Genomic DNA, 21080 nt, shown 5'->3' on the forward strand with positions numbered 1-21080 from the left:
AATGCAGATGGTAACCGGGGGCCTATCTTCTGAACTCGATCCATGCTGCGATCACTTCCGCCGCAATCGGGCCCGCTACCCGCCCTCCGCTTCCCCCGCCCTCGACCACGACCGCCACGGCGATGGTCGGATTGTCGGTGGGACCGAAAGCGATGATCCATGCGTGGGGACCGCCGGAGCCCTCGGCGGTCCCGGTCTTGGCGGCCACCTCGATACCGGCGACGGCGGCAGGGCTCCCGGTGCCGCTCTCGACGACGGCGATCATCATCTCGGTCAGGGCAGCAGCCGCCTGCCGGGGGACCAGGCGGTGGAGCATCCGCGGATCTGTGGACTCGAGTACCTCGCCGTCCGGGGCGACCACCGAGTCGACTACGTAGGGGGCCATCGCCGCGCCGTCGTTGGCGATCGCCGCGGCGATGAGGGCCATCAACAGTGGGGTGACTCTGACGTCACGTTCGCCGATCCCGGTCTGGGCGAGGGCCGGCGGATCGGCCTGGAGTTCCACGCCCGTGGGAATCGACGAGACCACCGCCCCGGTCTCCCACGGAATCGCCCCATTGAACCCGGCTGCCTCCGCCGCTGCCACCACGTAGTCGCCGCCGAGTTCGACGGCGAGGCGGGCAAAGGCCGTGTTGCAGGAGACCACCAGTGCCCGGGTGAGGGAGATCGGGTCGCCGCCGCATCCCTCGTCGCCGGCGTTGCGGATGGGCATGCCGCCACCGGGTGGGGTGTACGACGACCCGGCCACGACATCGCTGTCGGGGTTCAACCCCGCCCTGATGGCGGCGGCGGCGACGAGCACCTTGAAGGTCGATCCCGGCGGCAACACATGATCGGCGACGCGGTCGAGCAGTGCCGCGGCCGCGCCCTCGTTGGTGGGACTGAGGTCGCCGGACACCACGTCGTTCGGGTCGAACGACGGCGAAGACACGTACGCGAGCACCGCCCCGGTGCGTGGGTCGATCGCGACCACCGCCCCGGTGCGGTTGCCGAGTGCCGCCACCGCCGCCTGCTGCACCTCGTCGACGATCGTGAGGCGAACGTCGGGCGGTCCGAGGTCGGCTCCGAGCAGCCCGAGGAGCCAGGCGGTGAGCGACCCATCGTGGCGCGACGCCAAGGCGGCGAATCGGGTGCGCTCCACGCCGCTCTGCGCCTCGGAGCTGTCGAACCCCACGATGTGGGCGTAGGCGCGGCCCTCGGGGTACTGCCTGGTGCCGTCGTCGTCCTCGGCCACCACCACGTCGTCGAAGGTGATGATTCGGCCGCGGCTGGGGCCGGCGGGCGCCTCGAACGCCCTGACATTGCGCGGATCGTCGCGGTACTGGGCGCCGGCCCGGGTCTGCACCCAGGTCAACCACACGACCGAGAACGCCATCAGCCCGAGCATGGTGAAGGCAACACTGCGGATCGCGCCCTTCATGACCGTTCCTCGTGGGAGATGCGGGCGAACAGGGCAACGATCACCAGGTTCGACAGGAGAGCCGAGCCCCCATAGGAAGCAAAGGGCAGGGTGATCCCCGTGAGCGGCAAGATCCGCAGCACCCCGGCAACGATCAGCAGGGTCTGCACGGCAAGGGTGATCGCCAGTCCTGCCGCGAGCAGGGAGCGAAACCGGTCGGTAGCCCGCAGGGCGATTCCGAAGCCGACCGCGATCAGGATGGCGTAGGCGGCCAGCGTCGCCATCCCCCCGGCGAGGCCCATCTCTTCGGTGATCGCCACGAAGACGTAGTCGGTCGCGGCCGCCGGCACCAGGTAGGGGGCGCCGTTGCCGATGCCCGCTCCGAAGATGCCCGCGTCAGCGAGGGCGAAGATGCTCTGGGCCACCTGGTAGCCGCCCCCGGCGAAGTCATCGAAGGGCCGCAGCCAGGCATCGACGCGGACGGCGACATGCTCGAACGCGGCCGCAGCGGCGAAAGCGCCGCCCACCGCAAGGACCCCGCCCGCGACCAGATACGTGAGACGGTCCGTGGCGACGAACAACAGCAGCACGAACGTCAGGAAGAGCAGCAGGGATGCGCCGAGGTCCTTCTGGTAGGCCAGGACCGCCAGCGACACCCCGAACGCGATCAAGACAGGCAGCAACTGCCGGGGCTCCGGCAACCTGATCGGCCCCACCGAGCGAGGCATCGCCGCGAGCGCCTGCCATCGGTCGGCCAGAAACGAGGCGAGAAAGACGACAAGGAGGACCTTCGCTGCCTCGCCGGGCTGGAACGACAGGGTGCGGTCCCCGAGGTTGAGCCTGACCCACAGTCTCGATCCGTTGACGGTTGCCCCGCCCAGCGGCCAGGTCGATGGCGTCAGGGGCAGCACGAGCAGACCCAATGCGGCGGCGAGGAAGAGGTAGCGGAACCTCCGCAGCAGCTCGACGCCGGGTTTACGCAGCACGAGGAGCGCCCCGGTGGCGATCACCGCGGCGAGCAGCAGCCACCAACGCTGAATTCGACCCAGGTCGCGATCTATCCGGAACACCTCGATCGAGCCCAGAGCGGTGACGAACGCGACCGGCGGCAGCAGGAGCCGGCTCGCGGCAGGTGCCCACGCCCGAAAGGCCAGCAAGAGCCCGCCGAACGCGGCGAGGTGGGTCGCCGCGGCGGCGACGGTGTCGATCGTGATCCGATCGTCTACGGTGAGGGTGACCAGGGCCGTGCCGGCGGCGACGATGGCCGCGGCAAACCCGATGAGGGCGACTTCGGCCCTCTTGCTCACTCGTCGACCGTGTCCACGATGACCACGCTGATGTTGTCGTCCCCACCCGCTCGATTGGCCGCTTCGACCAGGCCCCGGGCGGCCGCTGCAGGGTCGCTTTCCTTCAGCACGCCAGCGATCGCCGCGTCATCGATCAGCGACGAGAGGCCATCAGAGCAGATGAGCAGTCGGTCGCCCGGCGTCAGTTCGAGCTCGAAAGTGTCGACATCGACCGCAGGCTCGAGCCCGATCGCCCGGGTGACCACGCTCCGGTACGGGTGCACGGCGGCCTCCTCAGGCGTGAGGCGGCCGGCCGCCATCATCTCGCTGACGTAGGAGTGATCGGTGGTCACCCTTTTCAGAGCGCCGGCACGAAAGAGGTAGGCGCGGCTGTCGCCGACGTGTCCGAGGTCGACCCGGCCGTCGGGCTCGATCACCGCGAGGGTGAGGGTGGTCCCCATCCCGGCCAGCCGCGGCTGGTGGTTGGCATCGTCGAGAACCGCCAGGTTGGCCGCCTGAATCCGGAGGGCCGCGGTGCCGCCGACGCCGACGGCCGTATCGATGGCGGTCCTGCTGGCGATCTCGCCGCCGGCATGCCCCCCCATGCCGTCGGCCACCGCGACCAGGAGCGGGCCGATGCTCTCGCCCGACCCCGGTTCTGGCCAGATCGCGTCCTCGTTGTGGTCCCGTACCCGGCCGTCATCGGTCAGCGCTGCCCAGAGGAACCTCATCGCACCTCCATGATGGTGGCCCCGATTCGGATCGTGTCTCCTCTCGCGAGGACCCTCCGTTCGGTCACTCGCTCGCCGTTGAGTGTGGTGCCGTTGGTGGAGCCGAGATCCTGGACGTACAGGCGCCCCCCGGCGGTGTCGAAGCGGGCATGTTGGTCCGACGCAAATGCGTCCTCGATAGTGACGTCGGCCTGGGCGCTCCGGCCGACCACCAGGGGCTTGCGGACATCGATCGTACGCGGCTCGGTACCAGGAGCGGTCACCACCAGCACCGGCAGCGGCAGCGGTTCGGCCGCCTCGGGCCGGCGCCCCCGGGGGCTGTCGCTTGCGACGTGCCCCCGCACCGCCCGCGCCACATAGAAAAGAAACAGATAGAGCAACGCGACGAACGCCACCTTGGACACGTTGACGATCGTGTCGCTCATTCAGGCGGCCTGACGAAGTACTCGGCGCCGCCGAACGACACGATGTCACCGTCGACGATCGGAGTGGATTCGAGCACCCGTTTGCCATTCACATGGCTGCCGTTCGACGAGCCGAGGTCGGCCAACCACGCCGAGCCCGACTCCTGCCAGATGAGGGCATGGATTCGGGACACGTCGTCGCGGGGGACATGGATATCGGCACCGGACGACCTGCCGACCACCGCCCGGTTCACGCCGATGGGAATCCAGGGCCCACCGGCAATCGGCTCGAGCCGTGCCCATGGAGGCCTCGGTCCCGGCTCGACCCAGCATTCGATGCCGACCTCGGATGGTCGGGCGTCAGGGTCGATCTCGACATCGACCCGGGCGAGTCCGTCGAGGCGCCATCCGCGGTCGGCGGCGGCGTCTTCGACGAATTGGGCGAGTTCGGCCCGCACCGCAGTCAACACCTCTGGTTCGACCTCGTCCTCGCCGCCCATCGTCACTCGGAAGGCATTGGGTGCTCCAGGACCGCCCGGTGTATCGAACTGGGCGAGATCGGCCTCGCGAACGAGCCTGCTTCCCAACTCGACGGGGTGAACCCGACCCTTGAACAGCCGCGCGGCAAGGCCGTCGACCATCCGCTCCAACCGGCGCTCAAGGCCGCGTGCCAGTCCCATTGGCGAAAGGGTACCGGGGGGGACCGCGGAGGGGACCGACTACCGACCCGAGTCGTCTTCCTTGAGTAGCAGGAGATTCACGGTCTTCGAACCGAGGTCTGGTGTCGACCAGTCCACGTCTCGGATTTCGCCACTCGCCTCATCGATGGACACGACGGGGACGAAGCCCAGAGAAGCCAACTGGTGGTGGAGTTCCTCGGTCGACCGGTTGCTCACTCTTTGCTGCCACGGGTCATGTTCGATCAGGAGATGCACATGAGGGCTCGTTCGGACCAGTCGCCGCATCCCGTCGAGCGCCTCGATCTCCCCGCCGTCGATGTCCAACTTGACCACATCGACGGTGTCGCCCGGTTCGAAGTAATCGTCGAGGCGCACGGTGTCGAGCCGCGTGAGGGGAGCGGCTGCGTTGAGGCGATGCACCTGGTTGGCGGTGGTATTGCCGATGGCATAGGGGAGTAGGGCGACGTTCGTGGCCTGGTTCGCTTCGATGTTCTTCGCGAGGAGGGCGCGGCTCCGGCGATCAGGCTCGAAGGCGTGCACTCTTCCATCGTTTCCTACCGCCTTCGATGCCATGATCGTGAAGTATCCGAGGTGTGCTCCGATGTCGACGACGGTGTCTCCGGGGTGGACGATCGACTTGAATACCTTGGTCGATGCTGCCTCCCAGATTCGGTCGCGGATCAGGCCCCGACCCACTGAAAGATCCAGCGCGCTGACCAGTAGAGTCATCTCACCGACGTCGACTCTCCTCTGAAAGACCTTCATCGCGGCGGCGGCCGCCAATAGCGGTGACACGGCGCGGGCGAACGAGGCCAAAAACGAGAGTTTCCGCCACCGAGAACCCCGCTTGCGGGGCGGTTGGGCAGAGGGCGCTGGAATGGAACCCTCAGGTTCCGACTCACCAATCGAAGAGATCTCTGGCATTGTCCGTCAGACGCCTACCGGGATCTCAGTCAACTCGGTCCAGAGATCGCGGACCTCGCGGAATCGCTGATCCGGGAGTGAGTCGAGGATCGACAGAACCTCAGATCGAGCCCTGGCGTCGCGGGCCGCTGTGACGATCTCGGATCTTTTGGGCGCCGTCCCATGGAAAGCCGCCCGCACCGCTTGGGCGACCTCCATCCTCGTTACCGGTCCAATCATTTGGTGCCCTTCCGTCTCATACTCTTACGTAACGGTAGATTAGGCACATGATCGAGACTCATGACCCGGGGGACGACTCGCTCTTCTTCCAGATCGGCGAAGTGGCTGAACGCGTCGGCCTGTCGCTGCGGACAATCCGGTACTACGAGGAGATCGGTTTGGTGGTGCCCTCGGGACGTACGGACGGGGGCTTCCGGTTGTATCGGGTCGATGACATACGGAGACTCGAGCTGGTCAAGGTGCTCAAACCGACCGGTATGGCCCTCGAGCACCTCGTCGAGCTCTTGGCCATCGATTCGATGGAAGCGCCGTCGGCCGCCGATCTGCGGCGGCTGAACGATCTTGTTGCACACACCCAGGCGAAGATCGCCAAGCTCCGCCTCAAGCTGGACATAGCAACCGACGCTCTCGAAGCGTTGGGGCCGTAGCCACCGAAGGGCAGCCCGGAATCTGCGGAGCAGGCCTCGCACTGTTCGGCCCGAAGGGCCGAAGTCGGCCCGGGAATGAACACAGTGGGCGAGGGGGGAGTCGAACCCCCACGAGTGTTACCCCACAGGCTTCTGAGGCCTGCGCGTCTGCCAATTCCGCCACTCGCCCAGAGGGCGGGAATCGTACCACCGGTGTCTGGCGGCCCTTCTGGGCCCGATTTTTCGGCGATTCGGCTGCATTCGTGCCCAGATGGGGCATCCTATTGAGCGTCCCGGTACCGTCTCGGGTTGCTCCGGCGGGGAGACTCCGCCGCGCCACTGGACAGGATGCGTTGTGACATACACCCCGGCCATTCGTCGCAGACGACGCCGCCGAACGATTCTGATCATTTCGATCGTCGGCATCGTCAGTGCCGTGGCGTACGGCGTGACGCGCGCCCAGGGCGAGGCAGAGGTGACCCGGGGGTACCTGGACGCCATTTACGAGGTGGCGACGGGCCAGGCTTCGGCGGCGGCTTCATTTAGCGAGATGATCACGGGGATCGAGGGCTTCACCCGCCCCCGCATGCTGCAGACACTCGAAGACCTCGAGGGGCGTTCCGACGAACTGGTCACGTTGCTCGCGTCCGCCAATCCTCCGGAGGGTCTCGAGCGAGCGGACCTCTGGCTCCAGATGGCGACGACCTCGTGGAGGAACGGTCTCAGTCACGCCCGGGCGGGACTGGTCGCCCTGGCATCCGACCCGGTGGACACCGACGGCACCGGAGCCACCTCGCTCGCCCGCGGTGTGGTGGATCTGCGGGTGGGTGACCGCGCCTACCAGGGGTTCATGTCCGAGGTGGCCGACGTGGACACCACGCTGCTCGGTGGAGCATTCCCATCGGTGACTTTCGTGCCCGCCGAGTCGGATCCCCTCTTCGAACCGGTGTCGCTGGCGCGGCGGATGTTTCTCACCCCGGGGCTCACGGAGGTTGACGATCTCGCGGTGGCCGATTTGCGGCTCGACCCTGCACCGGTCGGGGAGAGCGGGGGGATCCCCGAGGTGCCGATCGCGGCCAGCCAGTCGATCGAGGCCACCATCGTCAACCGTGGCAACGCCGACCGCGTGGAGATCGTCGTGAGCCTGCAGCTGGTCTCGAGCGACGGCGAGGAGTACACCGCGAGCATTGAGATCGACAGCATCGCGGGTGGCGCCGCGCGGACCGTATTGTTCAGCGAACTCCCGGTGAAACCCGACACCTTCTATCAGGTGCTGGTCTTCATTCCCCCGGGCGATGACGATGACGAGAACGACTCGATCACATTCCGTTTCGCGGTGAACGAGGAATCCTGATGGACGTCCTTGGATTGGGGATCGCGCTGGTAGCCCTGGCGCTCGCCGTTGTTGCGCTCGTCTCGCTGGGTAAGGAGCGGCGGCGTTACGCGTCGATCCCCCGTGATGGAAACCTCCTCGAATCGATCCGCGGATTCGACGAGGATCTGGCGAATGTCGAGGCCGCTGTCGCCCGCCTTGGGCCGCTGGTGAAGTCGTTGGCCGAGCGGATGCCGGGTGCGCTCCGGTACGCCGCGGTGGTCACCTTCGATGCCCAGGACGAGCGCACCGGTCACCTGTCACGGTCGATCGCCCTCCTCAACGAGCGGCGCGACGGCCTGGTCATCACCTTGCTCCATGGGCCCCGCCAGACCCTCTTCTTCACCAAGATGATCAGCGACGGCCAGGGCACCGAGCCCTTGTCGCCTGAGGAGCAGGCAGCGGTAGAGCGAGCCCTGGGGGGGCAGTAGGCCGAGCTTCGCTCGGCCCTGCGATTGGCGATTGGCGATTGGCAAGAACGCAGAGCGACTTTTCTGGGTCTTCTCTTTTCTTGCGGGAGACGGGAGGTGGAGGCGGTCGCTCTACCATCTGACGCATGCTTGATGTCGCCCTGCTTCGCAATGATCCCGAGGGGTTGGCCGAGTCGTTTCGGCGTCGCGGACTGACGATCGACGTGACGGCGCTGGTCGTTCTCGATCAGGAACGACGAGCGGCACGGGTCCACGCCGAGGAACTGCGGGCCGAACAGAACCGAGCCGGCAAGGAAATCGCGGGCCTGTCCGGACCCGACAAGCAGAAGGCGATCGACGCGGTGGCGGTGCTCGCCGAGAACTACAAGGCCGCCCTGGGCACCGCCGACGAGCTCGATGCACGGTTCGAGGGGCTGTGGACACCCCTTCCGAATCCGCCCCATGAGTCGGCTCCCATCGGTGCCGGCGAGGAAGACAACGTCGAGATCAGCAGGTGGGGCGAGGCTCCATCGTTCGGGTTCGAGCCGAAGGACCATGTCGATCTCGGTGAGGCGCTGGGTATCATCGATATCGAGCGCGCCGTCAAGGTGTCCGGTTCGCGGTTCGCGTACCTCAAGGGCGCCGCGGTCCTGCTGGAGTTCGGCCTGGTGCAGTGGGCGATGGGGCGTCTCATCGCCGAGGGCTTCGTACCGGTGATCCCCCCGGTGCTTGTGCGCGACACCGCGCTGTTCGGCACGGGGTTCTTTCCGGGCGCTCGCGACCAGGTGTACGCGGTGGGGGCGAGCGGTCCGGACGGGCAGTTGACCGAGAGCGACGACCTCTACCTCGTTGGCACCTCGGAGGTCCCTCTGGCCGGCATGCACTACGACGAGATTTTCGAGTCCGCCGATCTGCCCATCAGGTACGCCGGCTTCTCCACGTGCTTCCGCCGCGAGGCGGGCACGTACGGCAAGGACACTCGGGGGATGTTCCGGGTGCATCAGTTCGACAAGGTCGAGATGTTCTCGTTCGTTCACCCCGACGACTCTTGGGCCGAGCACGAACGGATCCTCGGCATCGAGGAGTCGCTGGTACGCGAACTGGGCATCCCCTACCGGGTGGTGAATGTCTCGACCGGCGACCTCGGCGACTCGGCTGCCAAGAAGTACGACCTCGAAGCCTGGTTCCCCGGCCAGGGGGCGTACCGCGAGATCACCTCGTGCTCGAACACCACCGATTACCAGGCGAGGCGGCTGAAGATCCGATACCGGTCTGGTTCCGGTACCGATTTCGTCCACACCCTCAACGGGACCGCAGTGGCCGTCGGTCGCATGCTGATCGCCATTCTCGAGAACTTCCAGCAGGAGGACGGATCGGTGATCGTTCCGGAGGTGCTTCGCCCCGCGCTGGGCACCGACCGGCTCGCGCCGTGAGCAGCCGGGAGATCTTTTCTCGAATTGCACGCCGCTACGACCGCCTCAACCGCGTGCTTTCGCTCGGCAAGGACGACGATTGGCGGCGCACCGCGATCGCTCACCTGCCACCGGGGCGGGTGCTCGACCTGGGCGCCGGCACCGGTGCCGCCAACCCCGACCTGCGTGACCGCCAGATAATCGCCCTCGACCCGGCACCGGAGATGCTCGGCCTCAACCCGACGGAGTTGCGGGTGGTCGGCAAGGGGGAGGCGCTGCCGTTTCCCGACGGGTCGTTCGACGGGGTGTTCTCGGCGTACGTGTTCCGCAACCTCGACTCGGTGCCGGCGACCCTCGAGGAGATCGCCCGGGTGCTCCGCCCCGGCGGCGTGGCCGCCATCGTCGATCTGGGGAGGCCCGAAGGACGGGTGAAGCGAGCGCTCCACACGATGGGCACCGCCGTGGTTCTGCCCGTCGCCGGAGCCGCCGTCGGCGCGGTCGGCGAGTACCGCTACCTGCACCGGAGCCTGGGGAGCCTCCCTCAACCCGAGGTGCTCTACGCCGACGCACCACTGACGCTGGAGAAGGTGTGGAGGATGGGCCCGATGGGGTTCGTCTACGGAGTGGTGCTGAAGAAGCCTCATTGACGCTCGGCTGCGAAAGGCGAAGAGCGAGAGGCGAAACCCGTAGGTCGGCGGTCGGGGCTTGCACGTCGCAATGGCTGCCGCGAGGAATCCTCAACTCTCGCGCGTCAGTTAGCCTCGGATCGATCGTGCTAGGCGGGGCGCTAGGGGTGCCTTGAACCCGAAATCCTCTTTACGCGGGGCCGAATCCCCGCCTGAGGGTGCTCGATGGTTGGGTCAGCGCCGGATACGTGGTGTTGAAGGCCGGGTCCTACGCGGCGGGAAACTGGTGAATCGGGTCAGATCCGGAAGGAAGCAGCCCTAAGCGGGTGACCCGGGTGCCGTAGGGCAGCCTGGCTGGAGCCGGCGACCCGGAACGCGCCGGTTGTCGACACTCGAAGGCGGGGCGCACGATCATCGCGGCTGCAGCCGGAGGAATCAGCCGGAGAGGTCCTTGTCCTCCATCTCCCACGCGTGATCCATGACGTGATACGCGCTGTGGCGGATCAAGAACGGTAGGTTCCAACTGCGCATCCTTCTGCCCTCGCCTGCGTTGTACGCATGCATCGCCTCGACGTAGTTGGTCCGGTGGTTGCGCAGCCCGGCGGGGGTGAGGGCCGCCTCTTCCGGTATTCGCAACCCCACCTGCTTGGCGAAGCTCTCACTCTCGTTGCGCACCGTGTGACGGATGATCCGGTCGCGATCACGGCCACCGCCGCGCGGGCCCTTCTGCAATTCCGCAGACACGGTCGCCGCCAACTTGTCGAAGTACGCCCAGCAGGCCTGCACCAACTTGATCTTGCGGTCCATCTCCCTGGCAGTCATCGGCTCGGTTTCGGTGGCGGAGGGGGAGAAGGAGATACCCCAGAAGTCGGTCGAGGGGGTGCCGATCTTGTCCTCGATCACCTCGAGGCGAGCGCCCTCCCGGGTGAACCGGTTCCCCATGCCGGCGGCCACGGCGACCGGGCGATAGCGCTCGCGGTAGGACGCGAGGAACTCGACCGCCATCTCGGGCGTCTTCGCCCCCCGGCTCCATCCCGGCCAATCGACGGCGAAGGCAACCGCCTTCTTGCCCTTGGGCCCACGCTCGAGAAAGATCCGGACCGGCATGGGATCGATGATCGGGTCGGTCCGCGGCAGTTGTCAACCGTCGACCCCGCGAGGTTGCGTGCGTGCCAGCGAACCTGGAGGAAGGACTTCGACTTCCTGTTCGAGAGACCCTCCGAGCACTCGAGCCGTTGAGGACATCGCTGTCCCCTCCGCCAGCGTTCGTAAATGTCACCCGAGGCTTCAGGGCACAACGCAGGGCCTCGGCCAGCGTACGTAAATGTCACTAGAGCTTGAGACACACCGGTCGAGGCGAAGGGCTCCCGGGGAGGGGGGCGCTCAGGTTGGGTGGTCACTAGAAGCCTGGACCCAGGGGCCACTCTCCAAGAACGCTACCCGGTCTGAGCGCCTCCCTCCGTCCATCTCCCCCTCCGGGTGAGGAAACAAGACCCTCGGCCAGTGTCGCGAGAGCACATGGGAGTCGACCTGGGCAGATGCCTGTAACTTGGAATGACACGCATGAAATCCAAGTTTCAGCACTGGAACTACCAATAACTGAGCTAGAGTCCAAGTTGTGTACGACCTGAGTAGTTCACCCATTGGGCGGACGGTACGCATCCGGGGTCACGACCATCGGTTTGACGAGGACTATGACCTCGACGCATACCTGCCCGACCCCCTGCCGGAGCGGGTGCCGATCGGCACCCAAACCTGGGTGGCGATCAGCGATGCAATGGCGGAGCTGGGCCGACTTGACGCGGCGTCTCCGCAAGTCCCAAACCCGACGCTCGTGTCGAAATTCACCACACGTCTCGAAGCCGTGGGAACATCAGCTCTTGAAGGTACGTACGCCGACCTCTCTGAGGTGTTTGCAGCGGAGGCGGCTGAGACCGAGATTCGCCCTGATGTGGTCCCGCAGCGTGTCCGAGAGGTGCTGAATTACGCGCGGGCCGCCGAGTTGGGCCATGCCGCTGTCCACGAGCAGCCAATCAGCCGGGGCCTCCTCTCCAATCTCCAGGCTGTCATCGTGCGAGGTACTGACTCGGACGGGACGGAAGCCGGAGCCATCAGAACGTCGCAGGTATTCATCGGCCCCCGGAATCGGCCGATCACCGAAGCCCGGTTCATCCCACCACCGCCTGGCGATCAGCTTGAGGCTCTCGTTGACGACTGGATCTCGTGGATCGAAGGAGACAGGAGCGCATTGGTCCAAGTGCTGGCACGTGTGGCCGTAGCACATTACCAATTCGAGACAATCCACCCTTATCACGACGGGAACGGCCGTGTCGGACGCCTCGCAGCGGCCCTCCAACTGCGCCGGTCGGGAGTGATCGGGACACCCGTCCTCGCAATCTCGCCGTGGCTCAAGGACCACGAGGATGCCTACAAGGACGGACTCCTCGCCGTGAGTGTGACTGGCGACTGGGAGCCGTGGGTCGCCTTCTTCGCCCAGGCGCTGATCGCTGCCAGTAGCCAAGCCCGAGCACGCATCGACCGCCTTGTCGAACTGAGAAAACAACTGTCCGAGACCGCCCGGACGCGGATTCCGCGGGGCCGACTTGCCGTGGACATTGCCGACGACTTAATCGAGTACCCGATCCTTTCAGTAGCCGACGCGGAGGCGAGATACCAGAAGACCAATCAGGCCGCGCGCAACGCGATCGCCAAGCTCGTTGAGGTGGGGCTGCTTGAGGAGTACGGCAACGCGTCGTACGGCCGCCTGTATTGGAATCCGCGCGTGTTCAGCTCGGTGGGATCAACCTAGGGGTGTGATCCCACGCCCTCGGCCAGCGTACGTAAATGTCACCCGAGGTATGGGAGCCATGGCAAGGGGGCCCCTTCAGGGACGTATCTCAACCATCAGGTCATGGGGAGCCACCTGGAAGGTGTCGTCGAGTCTGATGGCGATTGCCTCGGCTAGCTCGGAGGCGGTAGTGAACGACGATCCGGGGTAATCAACGACGAGGAGTTCGAGACGTTGCGTTCCGGGTTCGATGCTGAGGGTCAGCTGGGAGTATCCCAGTTCCTTCACGGTGTCGACCACAGCTCGTTTCAGAGTCTTCAAGTCCTCGTTGGAATACCTCATCCCCCCCTGCAGCTGAATACCGGAAACACCAGCACTACCCACCAACGAGACCACCTCAGGGGGCACTTCACCCTTGAAGTAGATCGTGGCCGTGCCAGGATTGAACCGGTCCAGCGCCGCACCCGCGAATTGGGACAGCACGATGTCCTCGGGAATGCGATTGAGGAGATCGCCGAAGGCGATCTGGTAATCCAGCTGCTGACGAACAACGTCAAACGGCATACCGAACTGCTTGGCAATTTGAGCGGCGTCATGGTCGAGAGCCTCGGACTCAGTCAGAGACGGTTCGTCCTCGATGGGCGAGGGTCGAGTGACGGGTCCCGCATGGCCGGCGACAGGAGTCGTTGTCGGCGCGGGGAGCGTCGTCACAGCTTCTCGGGATGTGGTGGTGGTCGGTCCCGTAACTGGTGAGCTGCAGGCGCTGGCTAGAGCGATCACAGAGGCGACTAGAGCCCAGCGCGGAGACATCACCAAATCCTACAAGGCCGGTCGATCAACGAGCACGTGCGCTCCGAGCGCGGGGGTGGTTGTGGCCTCTTCCGCCGGACGGGCCACTCAAGTTCTTCGCGGCCTGGCCGGCGCACGGGATCGTCGAGACCAGCGCCGAGATCGACGGGGCTGAGCTACGCCAACGTGCAGCCCAGGCCGAGGTCGTCTGGGGGCGCTGACCGTCCCTTCAGCCAGCGTCCGTAAATGTCACCCGAGGAGCTGGACAGCAGTCTCCCGACTACCGCCAAAAACGATGGACCGCGAAGAACCCGAGCCACACCACGAACGCGGTCGCGATCGCGGAGGCGGGCGCGAACCCCCCTCCGCACGGGACGACGTAACCGAGGATCGAGTAGCACTCGGGCGGGAACGGGTCGATCCCCGACCATGGCAACAGGAGCACCAGCACGACGAGCCCTGCTACAAGTGGAAAGATGATGCGGACCCTTTTCCCGGACATCTGACACCTCCGCCGCACCTCACGGTAGGGGCGCCCCCTCGGCCAGCGTACGTAAATGTCATCAGAGGACTAGGGCTGAACGAAGTATGCCAGTCCCACATCATGCCCACACCAGTCCCACAGGGTCTCCATGAGATCGGCGCTGGACCACGAGGAACCCTGACCCGCCAGTGATGCGTCGAGTTCCGCGATGACCGCGTCCAGCTTGGGCGCAACCGTGGCGCGGTCGCTTTCAATGAGACTCTCCGCCAGTGTCCCTACCTCGATCAGCATGGCGCGATACTTGGCCACCCCTGCGTCCCGAGTCAGATCGAGACCCTCCGCTGGCCGGAGAGCCGCCTGCGTATCAGCACAGAGGGAGCCTCGGGCCGTGTCTCCACCGCAGGCGTGAGCGCTGATTGCGATCCCCAAGAGCAGGACCCGGAGCTTCATGGCGGACATTGTGGTCCGACCTAGGAGCACTCCAACAGCACAGCGGATCTCCTCGCCTACAGGACCGCGATCAGATGTGCCTTCTCCACTGTCGGCCAGCGTTCGTAAATGTCATCCGAGCGGTGGTCGCACGATGGTCGTCACCCCGGGGATGGGGACCCTCTCGATGGCGTCGTTAGCGAGATCGATAACCATCGCTGGCAGGTGGACAGACCTGTCCCCAAACAGACGAACCAGGTTGACGACTATCTGGGTGTCCGATGCATGGATCTGCCTGACGTAGATCGGCTCCTCGGCAACCAGTAGTCGTCGCCGTTCTTTTCGGTTCTCGGTGTCGTAGATCACGAGCTCGGTCACCGTGTGTCGTGAGTCGGACTCGGTGTAGGCGATCAGGGGTGTTCCGGGGAGAGTGGTCACGGTGCCGAGGCAATTGCTCAGCCGTGGGTCGTCCCGACAGGGCGTACCTCGGGGAACTGGGTTCACCAAGAAGAACGGGTCGAGGAACCCGAATCCGGCATCCCAACCTTCAAGCCAGGCTTCCGCATCGTTTTCGATCGCCACTATGAACCGTCCGGGTCCCGGCGGCTCCTGCCACCCCACGCCGGTGATGTTCTCCTCGTTGGGGGGAGCGGGTCTCGGCCAGGGGAAGACATGTCCAAGCGGTGTAATCCAAAGCTCATCGGAGCCGGCAACGGGGTCCACAACCAGCATGGGTGTGACCCCGAAACCAGGGTCCTCGGTGGCTGCGCCCCTCATCACCTCCACCGCGTAGAGAGTGAGGGTGCCCTCGGGCCCTTCGAGGCTGTCCCCGCCTGAGTCGAGCATCACGACCAGGGTTCCATCCGGCTGGAGCCGCCACATGGTGCCTCCGCCACCGCTCTGGCGGTCGGGCCACCGGTCCGGGAATAGATCCGGGTGGGGCGTCACGAAGACAATGGCCCCTGACTCGTCGGCGAAGGCGATCTCCACGGGAGAGGAGACAGGGCGGGAGACGACAGCCCCCTCCCGTACCACCCGAACACCGTGGATGCTGGAGACCAGGAAATCCCCGGGTTGAAGCGACCAGCCCTCCGACACCAGGGGGGTCTCGGGAAGCGATGAAGGTGGCGGCAGAGTGGCCGGCGGAACCGTCGTCGTGGCCGGCGGGTAGGTCGTCGCTCCGGCAGTCGTCGAGCTGACCAAAGGACCGGTGGTCGCCGATGGCCCCGAGGTGCACGCGCCGACCAGAACGACGGCGACGAACGTGGCGGCCATGCCTGAGCGCACCATCGAATCGTACGGCCGCTAGCGCGGCTCGTGGGCCGGCGACCAGGTAATAGAGACGCCCCCTCGGCCAGCGTGCGGGAATGTCATCCGAGGCGGCGAACTCACCTCAGTGAAGGTCGTTGAACCAGGTGCTCGGTGACGAGGAGTGATGTCCGATGAATCCGCTGGACGTCGGAACCGGTCCGCCCATCAAGTAGCCGGTCGAGGTCACCGTGAGTGCATAGAGGTTGTAGTTGAAGACCCGCGGGGCATCCTTCGGATCGATCCGCTCCGCAACGAGCGCACCTTGGTTGGGGTCGAAAGCCATCCGGGGGAAGAGCGACGTGTTCCTGGCCCACGGCGGTCGACACGTCGTGGGAACGAGCATCGCCGCCGTCGAGGTGGGGATAGCCATTTCGGTGGATGTGTAGTTCGTCATCGTCCCGCTACGTCTGTGGGGCATGCCCACTGTACGGCATGGTCGGCGCGCTGGTCATGGTGTCGATCGCCGCCCTCGGCCAGCGTACGTAAATGTCATCCGAGGCTTCAGGGCACAACGCAGGGCCTCGGCCAGCGTCCGTAAATGTCACCCGACAAGATCAGGGCACTGGGCACACCCTCCGTCAGCGTTCGTTAGTGACACCTGACTTCGGGACACGCCGCGGGCGTACCATGGTTGTTGCCCGTTGCGCCGACCCCTCGAAGGAGGCAGGCTGGCGGCCATGATTGAAGAGGCGTTCTGCGCACTGATCCGCAACCGATCCATCGAGAATCAGACGGCGATGGGTCGCGTGGGTCATGCGCCGGTAGCTCTGAGCCCCACGTTCTCGATCATTCGTCAAGAGCTGGACTCGATGATTCGAGTCATCTACTTGCTCAATGTCGAAGACTTGGAGGTGCGGCGAGACCTAATGCGGATGACCGTTGAGGGGGAGACGTGGAGCGTGAGGACGACACGGGGGCGGGCGCGGAGAGTCACAGATCGCGACATGGTGGCACTTGCCGACCGCCTGCAAGGGTGGAGTGAAATCGTTTACAGGTTCGGCTGCGCGTTCGTGCATCTGTCCAACCTTCACGGATTGGACCCCGACGATCCCCTGGATCAGCTTCCCCCAACAGAGCGAGGCGACGTGCTCCGCTATCTGCGGAACTACCACGGCGGACCTCAGCGCGACACGCCTGACCTGGAGGAGCTGGGGCGTTACCTCCCGCTCGTACTCTCGAAGATCAGCAGCAACCTGATGCACTATGTTCGCGATCTTGAGGCTTCGAGCGTGTGGATCGATGAGTGAACTCCTGCCTGGGCCAGCGTTCGAAATGTCACCCGAGAGAAATCGGTCTAGGTGGCGACTGGTCCGTCAATTCCCGTCGCGCGCACTGATGGTGGGATCGCCGGGAGCAGGGGGGAGTTTGTATTCGATGCTGGACCAGAATCGGCGGGTCGCCGCAAGATTTTCGTACTCCAACCTCACCTCCGCGGTGCATCCGACCTCGACTCCGAGGCGGAAGCTGGTCGTCTCTTTCTCGGCTGGGTAAATGACATCCACGCTGGTTTCACCGCCGCTTGATATGCGAGTCTCATTTGGGAGGCCGACGACGTTGTGCTGTCCGGTGATCCGACCAGGGGCCGGTCCTGAATTGGTGATGAAGACTTGCATCACCGCCGTGGTTCCCGACCAGACGATGCTGTTGGCTGTAATCGCTATGTACGGGCGGTAGGAAGCGGTTGCGTTGGATGCGGACCGGCGCGACGCGAGAGCCGAGACAATGGCCGCCAGGGCCGAGAGACCAGCGAACGAGGCGAGAATCCAATCCAAGAGAAGAAGGATACAGCGAATGACGATCCCGGCATCGGAAACGTGAAGGCGGCAGCGGTAGGATTCGCCTACAACGAGACGGAGGACCGTGCGTGTTGAAGGGCGTGATGCGAAAGGGCCTCTTCAACCGGTTGCTGGCTCAGGGTCGGGTCTCTAATCCGATGATCGCGCTAGCCATCGCGGAAGCCGTGTATCCATCACGCCGAGACATGTTCAAGGACACGATAGTTTCGCCCGCTGTCGCAGGCCAGGTCGTTGAAGGTTTCCTCGATCTTGGGGCTTTCACATTTGAGGAAATGATGACGAGGTTGTGGGGACCTGGCGTGAGTCCTCTGGAGCTGTAATGCGTTTCATGGGTGCCGGCATTCAGTGGTGGATCGGAGTGATCCTGGCGGGCCTGGCGGCTTGGCAGTTCAAGGCACGGGAACTCGACGCGTGGATGTGGGTGTCTGTCGCGGTAGCGGTCGTAGGCTTCTGGTCGGCTGGGATCGCCTCGAACTACGCCCTAAGAGGGAACCCGTTGGATGTCCCGAACGGGACCACTCGCCTAAACATCGGGAGCGCTCTGGCTGGTGCAGCATTGCTCATCGGAGCCGTCGTCGCCTGAATCGGTCATCGGGTCCACTTGCCCTTCTTGACTTGAGTATGCAACGAAACTCGTCACGGCGTTGTCGTGGGTTTGGTGCCCCGGTTCGCCCCTCGGGTGACCGCGTTCGGAGGTTAGGGAGGAACGGAGGCGGTGGCCGAGGCTTCTTGAATGACAACTGTGTGTTTCTAGGTTTGGGTGGGGGCTATGCTTCGCGGGCCGGTATGTGATGTCCGCGGCAAAGACCGCCAATGTTGAGACCGCCGGTTTCCCAGGTGTCTTCGTGGGGGCGGTCTTATGGCAGCCGGTTGGTTCCTATCTTTGTATCCCGATGCTGGTGAGGCTGGCGGGTCGTTCCGCGGGCTGAACAGACGCCGCCCCGGGTCCGGTGGCGGGTGGGCCACGGAGCCGGATGAGGGTCGGGCGGTGGAGGAAGCGGCTCGTCGGGCGCGGGGGAAGGTCCGCCGCTATTGCGCGGCGAATGGTCTGAATCGGTTTGGGACGCTGACCTATGCGGGTGAGGGTGAGCATGACCCCCGGGCGGTGCGGGCCGATATCTCCCGGTTCTTTCGTTCGCTCCGTCGTGGTCTCGATGAGGCGTTTCCGTATCTGTGGGTGCCGGAGTTGCACAAGTCGGGGCATGGCTGGCATGTGCATTTCGCGGTAGGACGGTTCGTTGCCCGCGGTCTGATCGAGTCCTCGTGGGGCCGGGGGTTCGTCTTCATCAAGTTGATCCAAGGTGTCCCGGTGGGGTCGGGGGTGCGGGGCGAGGCCCGGGTGGCGGCCCGGTATCTGTCGAAGTATCTGGGCAAGGAGATGGGGTCGGGGGCGGGTGGCCTGAATAGGTATGACGTGGCGCAGGGGTTCCAACCCCAGGTTGAGCAGATTTGGGCGCCGACAGTGGAGGAGGCGATCGGGGCGGCGTCGGATCGGATGGGTGGGCCACCGGACTACATCTGGCGGTCGGAGGGCACCGAGGGGTGGCGGGGCCCTTCGGCGGTGTGGTTGCAATGGCGCTGAGCCACGATCCCGAGGTGGTGGCTTGGGTGGTTGAGTCCACGGCGGCTCAGGGTGTTCCGGTGAGGGTGGAGGAGCCGGCGGCGGTGGAGCGGGTGGTGACGTTGCTGGGGGAGGGCCGGGAGCCTGTTAGAGCCGCCAGGTCGGATCGAGGCGGGAAGGGTCGAAGCGGTTCCGACCCTGAACGGCCGGGTTGACGGTCACGTGGTCGAGGACGGTGGCGATGATGGCTTGTTGGCGTCTGAGGTCGAGGTCGGCCCAGGCGTCGGCAAGGGCTTGGGAGTTGCCGACGTAGTCGTCGATTCGATGGGTACGCGAGATGCGCGAGAGGCGGCGCTTGGCCTGGTCGATACGGCCTTGGATCGGTGTGCGGGCAGCGGACCACTCGGTGTGGCTGATTGCCTTATCGGCGTAGTCCCGGGCGAGTTGTTCGAGCATGGCGGTGTCCTCGGCGATCGAGGCGGCGAGCTGGTCGTGTTCAGCGTTGGTCCTGCGGGTCTCGGTAAGGGAGGCGGCGAGTTGGGGGGTGTCGAGGCGGTAAAGGACTGCTTGAGCAACGAAACCCTCCACCGCGTCGGCGGTGATCGCCATTTTGCCGCAGCCTCCGAACCCCGGGCCGGAGGCACACACATAGCGGCGCTGTCCGCCGGAGCGGGGCCGGGAGACCATTGGGGTGCGGCAGCGGCCGCATCTGAGGAGTCCGCCGGTGAGTAGGTAGCGGCGGGGGGGGCCGGCCGTATGGCCCCCCCCCCCCCCCCCCCCCCCCCCCCCCCCCCCCCCCCCCCCCGGCTCAACCGGGCCCGGAGACGGTCGGACTGGGCCGGGGTGATGATTCCGGGCCATTCGGCTTTGGCGGTGATCTCACCGCGATGTTCTCGGCGTCCAGAGATACGGGCCGAGCGCAGCATCCGATTCAACGTGTTCGGAGTCCACTCCCCACCCATGCTCGTGGTGATACCTCGTTCGTTGAAGTCGGTGCAGATCGACCGGGCCGACTCCCCAGCCAGCGTCCGTTTCGCTGCCTCTTTGATGATGGGGGCTTCCTCGGGGACGACATGGAGCCGGTCCTTGGTGTACCCGTAAGGGCGGGCACCGCCACCCGACACCTTCCCTTTCGTAGCCAACTCGAGATGCTTGCGGCGCAGCCGGTCGGCAGCCTTATCTGATTCGGAGCGGGCGATCACGCTGCCCAGTCTGGCAACCATCCGACCCTGCGGCGTCGCCAGATCAACATCACCCGCCCGCACCGTCCGAATATCCGACAGCCCGGCGTTCTCGCACAGGTCGATGAAGTCCTCCAACTCCCTCGGACTCCGATGCAACCGGTCGGGATGCCACACCACCAAGGCGTCCACCGTCCCTGCCTTGATGTCATCACACAGCCGCTCGTACTCGGGACGACGGCGACCCGAGTAGGCCGATACGTCGTTGTCCACAAAGACGTCGCCCACCACCCAGCCCAGCGAGGCAGCGAGGGCCTCGCAGTCGTCGATCTGACGATCGACACCCAGATGGGTCCCGTCGGGGTCAGAAGAGATGCGGGCGTAGATTGCTGCAGCCTGAGGCATCAGGGCACATTAACGCACCGTCCCCTCGGCCACGGCGATCACATCAGGGTGGAGTTGCTCGATAATCGGCGGAGAGGGAGGGATTTGAACCCTCGAAGGGGTTTAACACCCCTTACTCGCTTAGCAGGCGAGCGCCTTCGACCACTCGGCCACCTCTCCATGCTCGGGAAGTCCCGAGCCGTGACATTGTGACACCTCGCGCGGAGGGGGTGGGATTCGAACCCACGGAGCCCCGGAGGGCTCAGCAGTTTTCAAGACTGCCGCCTTCGTCCGCTCGGCCACCCCTCCAGATCAGCTCCGGCTCCGGCCCCAGCCCCTGCCAGAGGGAACAAGGACCAGCCGTGCGAACCAATGAGCGGAGGGGGTGGGATTTGAACCCACGGGACCGGAAACCCGGCCCAACAGTTTTCGAGACTGCCGCCTTCGTCCGCTCGGCCACCCCTCCAGATCAGCTCCGGCTCCGGCC

The 21080-nt window shown here is 65.4% G+C and carries 23 protein-coding genes, 4 tRNA genes and 1 other RNA gene; 10 read left to right on the top strand and 18 right to left on the bottom strand.

Annotated features, from left to right (window positions below; all coding sequences use genetic code 11):
• Positions 1 to 22 precede the first annotated feature (22 nt).
• The 6 genes from WD184_03695 to WD184_03720 are packed head-to-tail and all read right to left on the bottom strand — an operon-like array spanning position 23 to position 5316.
• A complete protein-coding gene (locus tag WD184_03695) occupies positions 23 to 1420 on the bottom strand; it encodes a penicillin-binding transpeptidase domain-containing protein (GenBank protein MEX0825851.1) in 1398 nt (465 codons plus the stop codon).
• Positions 1417 to 2706, bottom strand: coding sequence for an FtsW/RodA/SpoVE family cell cycle protein (locus WD184_03700; GenBank protein ID MEX0825852.1), 1290 nt, complete (start codon positions 2704 to 2706; stop codon positions 1417 to 1419). The genes WD184_03695 and WD184_03700 overlap by 4 nt, the downstream gene beginning before the upstream one ends.
• Entirely contained in the window at positions 2703 to 3416 is a 714-nt protein-coding gene (locus tag WD184_03705; protein ID MEX0825853.1) for a PP2C family serine/threonine-protein phosphatase, read from the bottom strand. The genes WD184_03700 and WD184_03705 overlap by 4 nt, the downstream gene beginning before the upstream one ends.
• Complete coding sequence (locus tag WD184_03710; GenBank protein MEX0825854.1) at positions 3413 to 3841, bottom strand: FHA domain-containing protein; 429 nt, start codon at positions 3839 to 3841, stop codon at positions 3413 to 3415. Before WD184_03710 ends, WD184_03705 begins: the two co-directional genes overlap by 4 nt.
• Positions 3838 to 4500, bottom strand: a complete 663-nt coding sequence (locus tag WD184_03715; GenBank protein MEX0825855.1) for a DUF3662 and FHA domain-containing protein — start codon at positions 4498 to 4500, stop codon at positions 3838 to 3840. Before WD184_03715 ends, WD184_03710 begins: the two co-directional genes overlap by 4 nt.
• 39 nt (positions 4501 to 4539) lie before the next feature.
• The gene (locus WD184_03720) at positions 4540 to 5316 is read right to left on the bottom strand and encodes an FkbM family methyltransferase (protein MEX0825856.1); all 777 of its coding nucleotides are present in this window, start codon (positions 5314 to 5316) and stop codon (positions 4540 to 4542) included.
• 374 nt (positions 5317 to 5690) lie between these two features.
• On the opposite strand from WD184_03720, the gene WD184_03725 reads away from it, so the two are divergent.
• Positions 5691 to 6071, top strand: coding sequence for a MerR family transcriptional regulator (locus tag WD184_03725; GenBank protein MEX0825857.1), 381 nt, complete (start codon positions 5691 to 5693; stop codon positions 6069 to 6071).
• 85 nt (positions 6072 to 6156) lie between these two features.
• Here the strand turns inward: WD184_03725 and WD184_03730 are convergent.
• Positions 6157 to 6240 (bottom strand) — tRNA-Leu (locus tag WD184_03730).
• 165 nt (positions 6241 to 6405) lie between these two features.
• Between WD184_03730 and WD184_03735 the strand changes: the two genes are divergently transcribed.
• The 5 genes from WD184_03735 (at position 6406) to ffs (ending at position 10281) form a co-directional block, all read left to right on the top strand.
• Entirely contained in the window at positions 6406 to 7404 is a 999-nt protein-coding gene (locus tag WD184_03735; protein MEX0825858.1) for a hypothetical protein, read from the top strand.
• On the top strand, positions 7404 to 7853 hold the full coding sequence (locus WD184_03740; GenBank protein ID MEX0825859.1) for a DUF4446 family protein: 450 nt from the start codon (positions 7404 to 7406) through the stop codon (positions 7851 to 7853). The genes WD184_03735 and WD184_03740 overlap by 1 nt, the downstream gene beginning before the upstream one ends.
• Positions 7854 to 7978: 125 nt before the next feature.
• Positions 7979 to 9265 (top strand): serine--tRNA ligase, encoded by a 1287-nt coding sequence (serS, locus tag WD184_03745; GenBank protein MEX0825860.1) that lies wholly within the window; start codon positions 7979 to 7981, stop codon positions 9263 to 9265.
• A complete protein-coding gene (locus tag WD184_03750; protein ID MEX0825861.1) occupies positions 9262 to 9891 on the top strand; it encodes a class I SAM-dependent methyltransferase in 630 nt (209 codons plus the stop codon). The genes serS and WD184_03750 overlap by 4 nt, the downstream gene beginning before the upstream one ends.
• 123 nt (positions 9892 to 10014) lie before the next feature.
• Positions 10015 to 10281: signal recognition particle sRNA large type (gene ffs / locus WD184_03755), an RNA gene on the top strand.
• 24 nt (positions 10282 to 10305) lie between these two features.
• On the opposite strand, the gene WD184_03760 is transcribed toward ffs, so the two are convergent.
• On the bottom strand, positions 10306 to 10977 hold the full coding sequence (locus tag WD184_03760) for a hypothetical protein (GenBank protein ID MEX0825862.1): 672 nt from the start codon (positions 10975 to 10977) through the stop codon (positions 10306 to 10308).
• A gap of 511 nt (positions 10978 to 11488) precedes the next feature.
• On the opposite strand from WD184_03760, the gene WD184_03765 reads away from it, so the two are divergent.
• Positions 11489 to 12679 (top strand): Fic/DOC family N-terminal domain-containing protein, encoded by a 1191-nt coding sequence (locus tag WD184_03765; GenBank protein MEX0825863.1) that lies wholly within the window; start codon positions 11489 to 11491, stop codon positions 12677 to 12679.
• Positions 12680 to 12754: 75 nt separating this feature from the next.
• On the opposite strand, the gene WD184_03770 is transcribed toward WD184_03765, so the two are convergent.
• From WD184_03770 to WD184_03790, 5 genes are all read right to left on the bottom strand, one after another.
• Positions 12755 to 13222: a hypothetical protein gene (locus WD184_03770; protein MEX0825864.1), complete on the bottom strand. Its 468-nt coding sequence runs from the start codon at positions 13220 to 13222 to the stop codon at positions 12755 to 12757.
• Positions 13223 to 13727: 505 nt separating this feature from the next.
• The gene (locus WD184_03775) at positions 13728 to 13949 is read right to left on the bottom strand and encodes a hypothetical protein (protein ID MEX0825865.1); all 222 of its coding nucleotides are present in this window, start codon (positions 13947 to 13949) and stop codon (positions 13728 to 13730) included.
• Between the two features lie 69 nt (positions 13950 to 14018).
• Positions 14019 to 14381, bottom strand: a complete 363-nt coding sequence (locus tag WD184_03780; GenBank protein ID MEX0825866.1) for a hypothetical protein — start codon at positions 14379 to 14381, stop codon at positions 14019 to 14021.
• A 111-nt stretch (positions 14382 to 14492) separates the two neighbouring features.
• A complete protein-coding gene (locus WD184_03785) occupies positions 14493 to 15647 on the bottom strand; it encodes a hypothetical protein (GenBank protein MEX0825867.1) in 1155 nt (384 codons plus the stop codon).
• A 106-nt stretch (positions 15648 to 15753) separates the two neighbouring features.
• Positions 15754 to 16041, bottom strand: a complete 288-nt coding sequence (locus WD184_03790; protein MEX0825868.1) for a hypothetical protein — start codon at positions 16039 to 16041, stop codon at positions 15754 to 15756.
• Positions 16042 to 16348: 307 nt separating this feature from the next.
• Between WD184_03790 and WD184_03795 the strand changes: the two genes are divergently transcribed.
• On the top strand, positions 16349 to 16918 hold the full coding sequence (locus WD184_03795; protein MEX0825869.1) for a hypothetical protein: 570 nt from the start codon (positions 16349 to 16351) through the stop codon (positions 16916 to 16918).
• Between the two features lie 66 nt (positions 16919 to 16984).
• Here WD184_03795 and WD184_03800 read toward each other — a convergent pair whose 3' ends face one another.
• Positions 16985 to 17443, bottom strand: coding sequence for a hypothetical protein (locus WD184_03800; GenBank protein MEX0825870.1), 459 nt, complete (start codon positions 17441 to 17443; stop codon positions 16985 to 16987).
• A 343-nt stretch (positions 17444 to 17786) separates the two neighbouring features.
• On the opposite strand from WD184_03800, the gene WD184_03805 reads away from it, so the two are divergent.
• Positions 17787 to 18050: a hypothetical protein gene (locus WD184_03805; protein MEX0825871.1), complete on the top strand. Its 264-nt coding sequence runs from the start codon at positions 17787 to 17789 to the stop codon at positions 18048 to 18050.
• A 405-nt stretch (positions 18051 to 18455) separates the two neighbouring features.
• Positions 18456 to 19049: a hypothetical protein gene (locus WD184_03810; GenBank protein ID MEX0825872.1), complete on the top strand. Its 594-nt coding sequence runs from the start codon at positions 18456 to 18458 to the stop codon at positions 19047 to 19049.
• Between the two features lie 126 nt (positions 19050 to 19175).
• On the opposite strand, the gene WD184_03815 is transcribed toward WD184_03810, so the two are convergent.
• The 4 genes from WD184_03815 to WD184_03830 form a co-directional block, all read right to left on the bottom strand.
• Entirely contained in the window at positions 19176 to 19889 is a 714-nt protein-coding gene (locus tag WD184_03815) for a zinc ribbon domain-containing protein (protein ID MEX0825873.1), read from the bottom strand.
• 794 nt (positions 19890 to 20683) lie between these two features.
• Positions 20684 to 20773: transfer RNA gene (locus tag WD184_03820), tRNA-Ser, on the bottom strand.
• 42 nt (positions 20774 to 20815) lie between these two features.
• Positions 20816 to 20902, bottom strand: a tRNA-Ser gene (locus WD184_03825).
• Positions 20903 to 20970: 68 nt separating this feature from the next.
• Positions 20971 to 21059, bottom strand: a tRNA-Ser gene (locus WD184_03830).
• Between the last annotated feature and the right edge of the window lie 21 nt (positions 21060 to 21080).

It is taken from the genome of Acidimicrobiia bacterium (genome assembly GCA_040878325.1).
In the GTDB taxonomy this organism is placed as follows: Bacteria; Actinomycetota; Acidimicrobiia; order Spongiisociales; family UBA11373; genus JAUYIV01.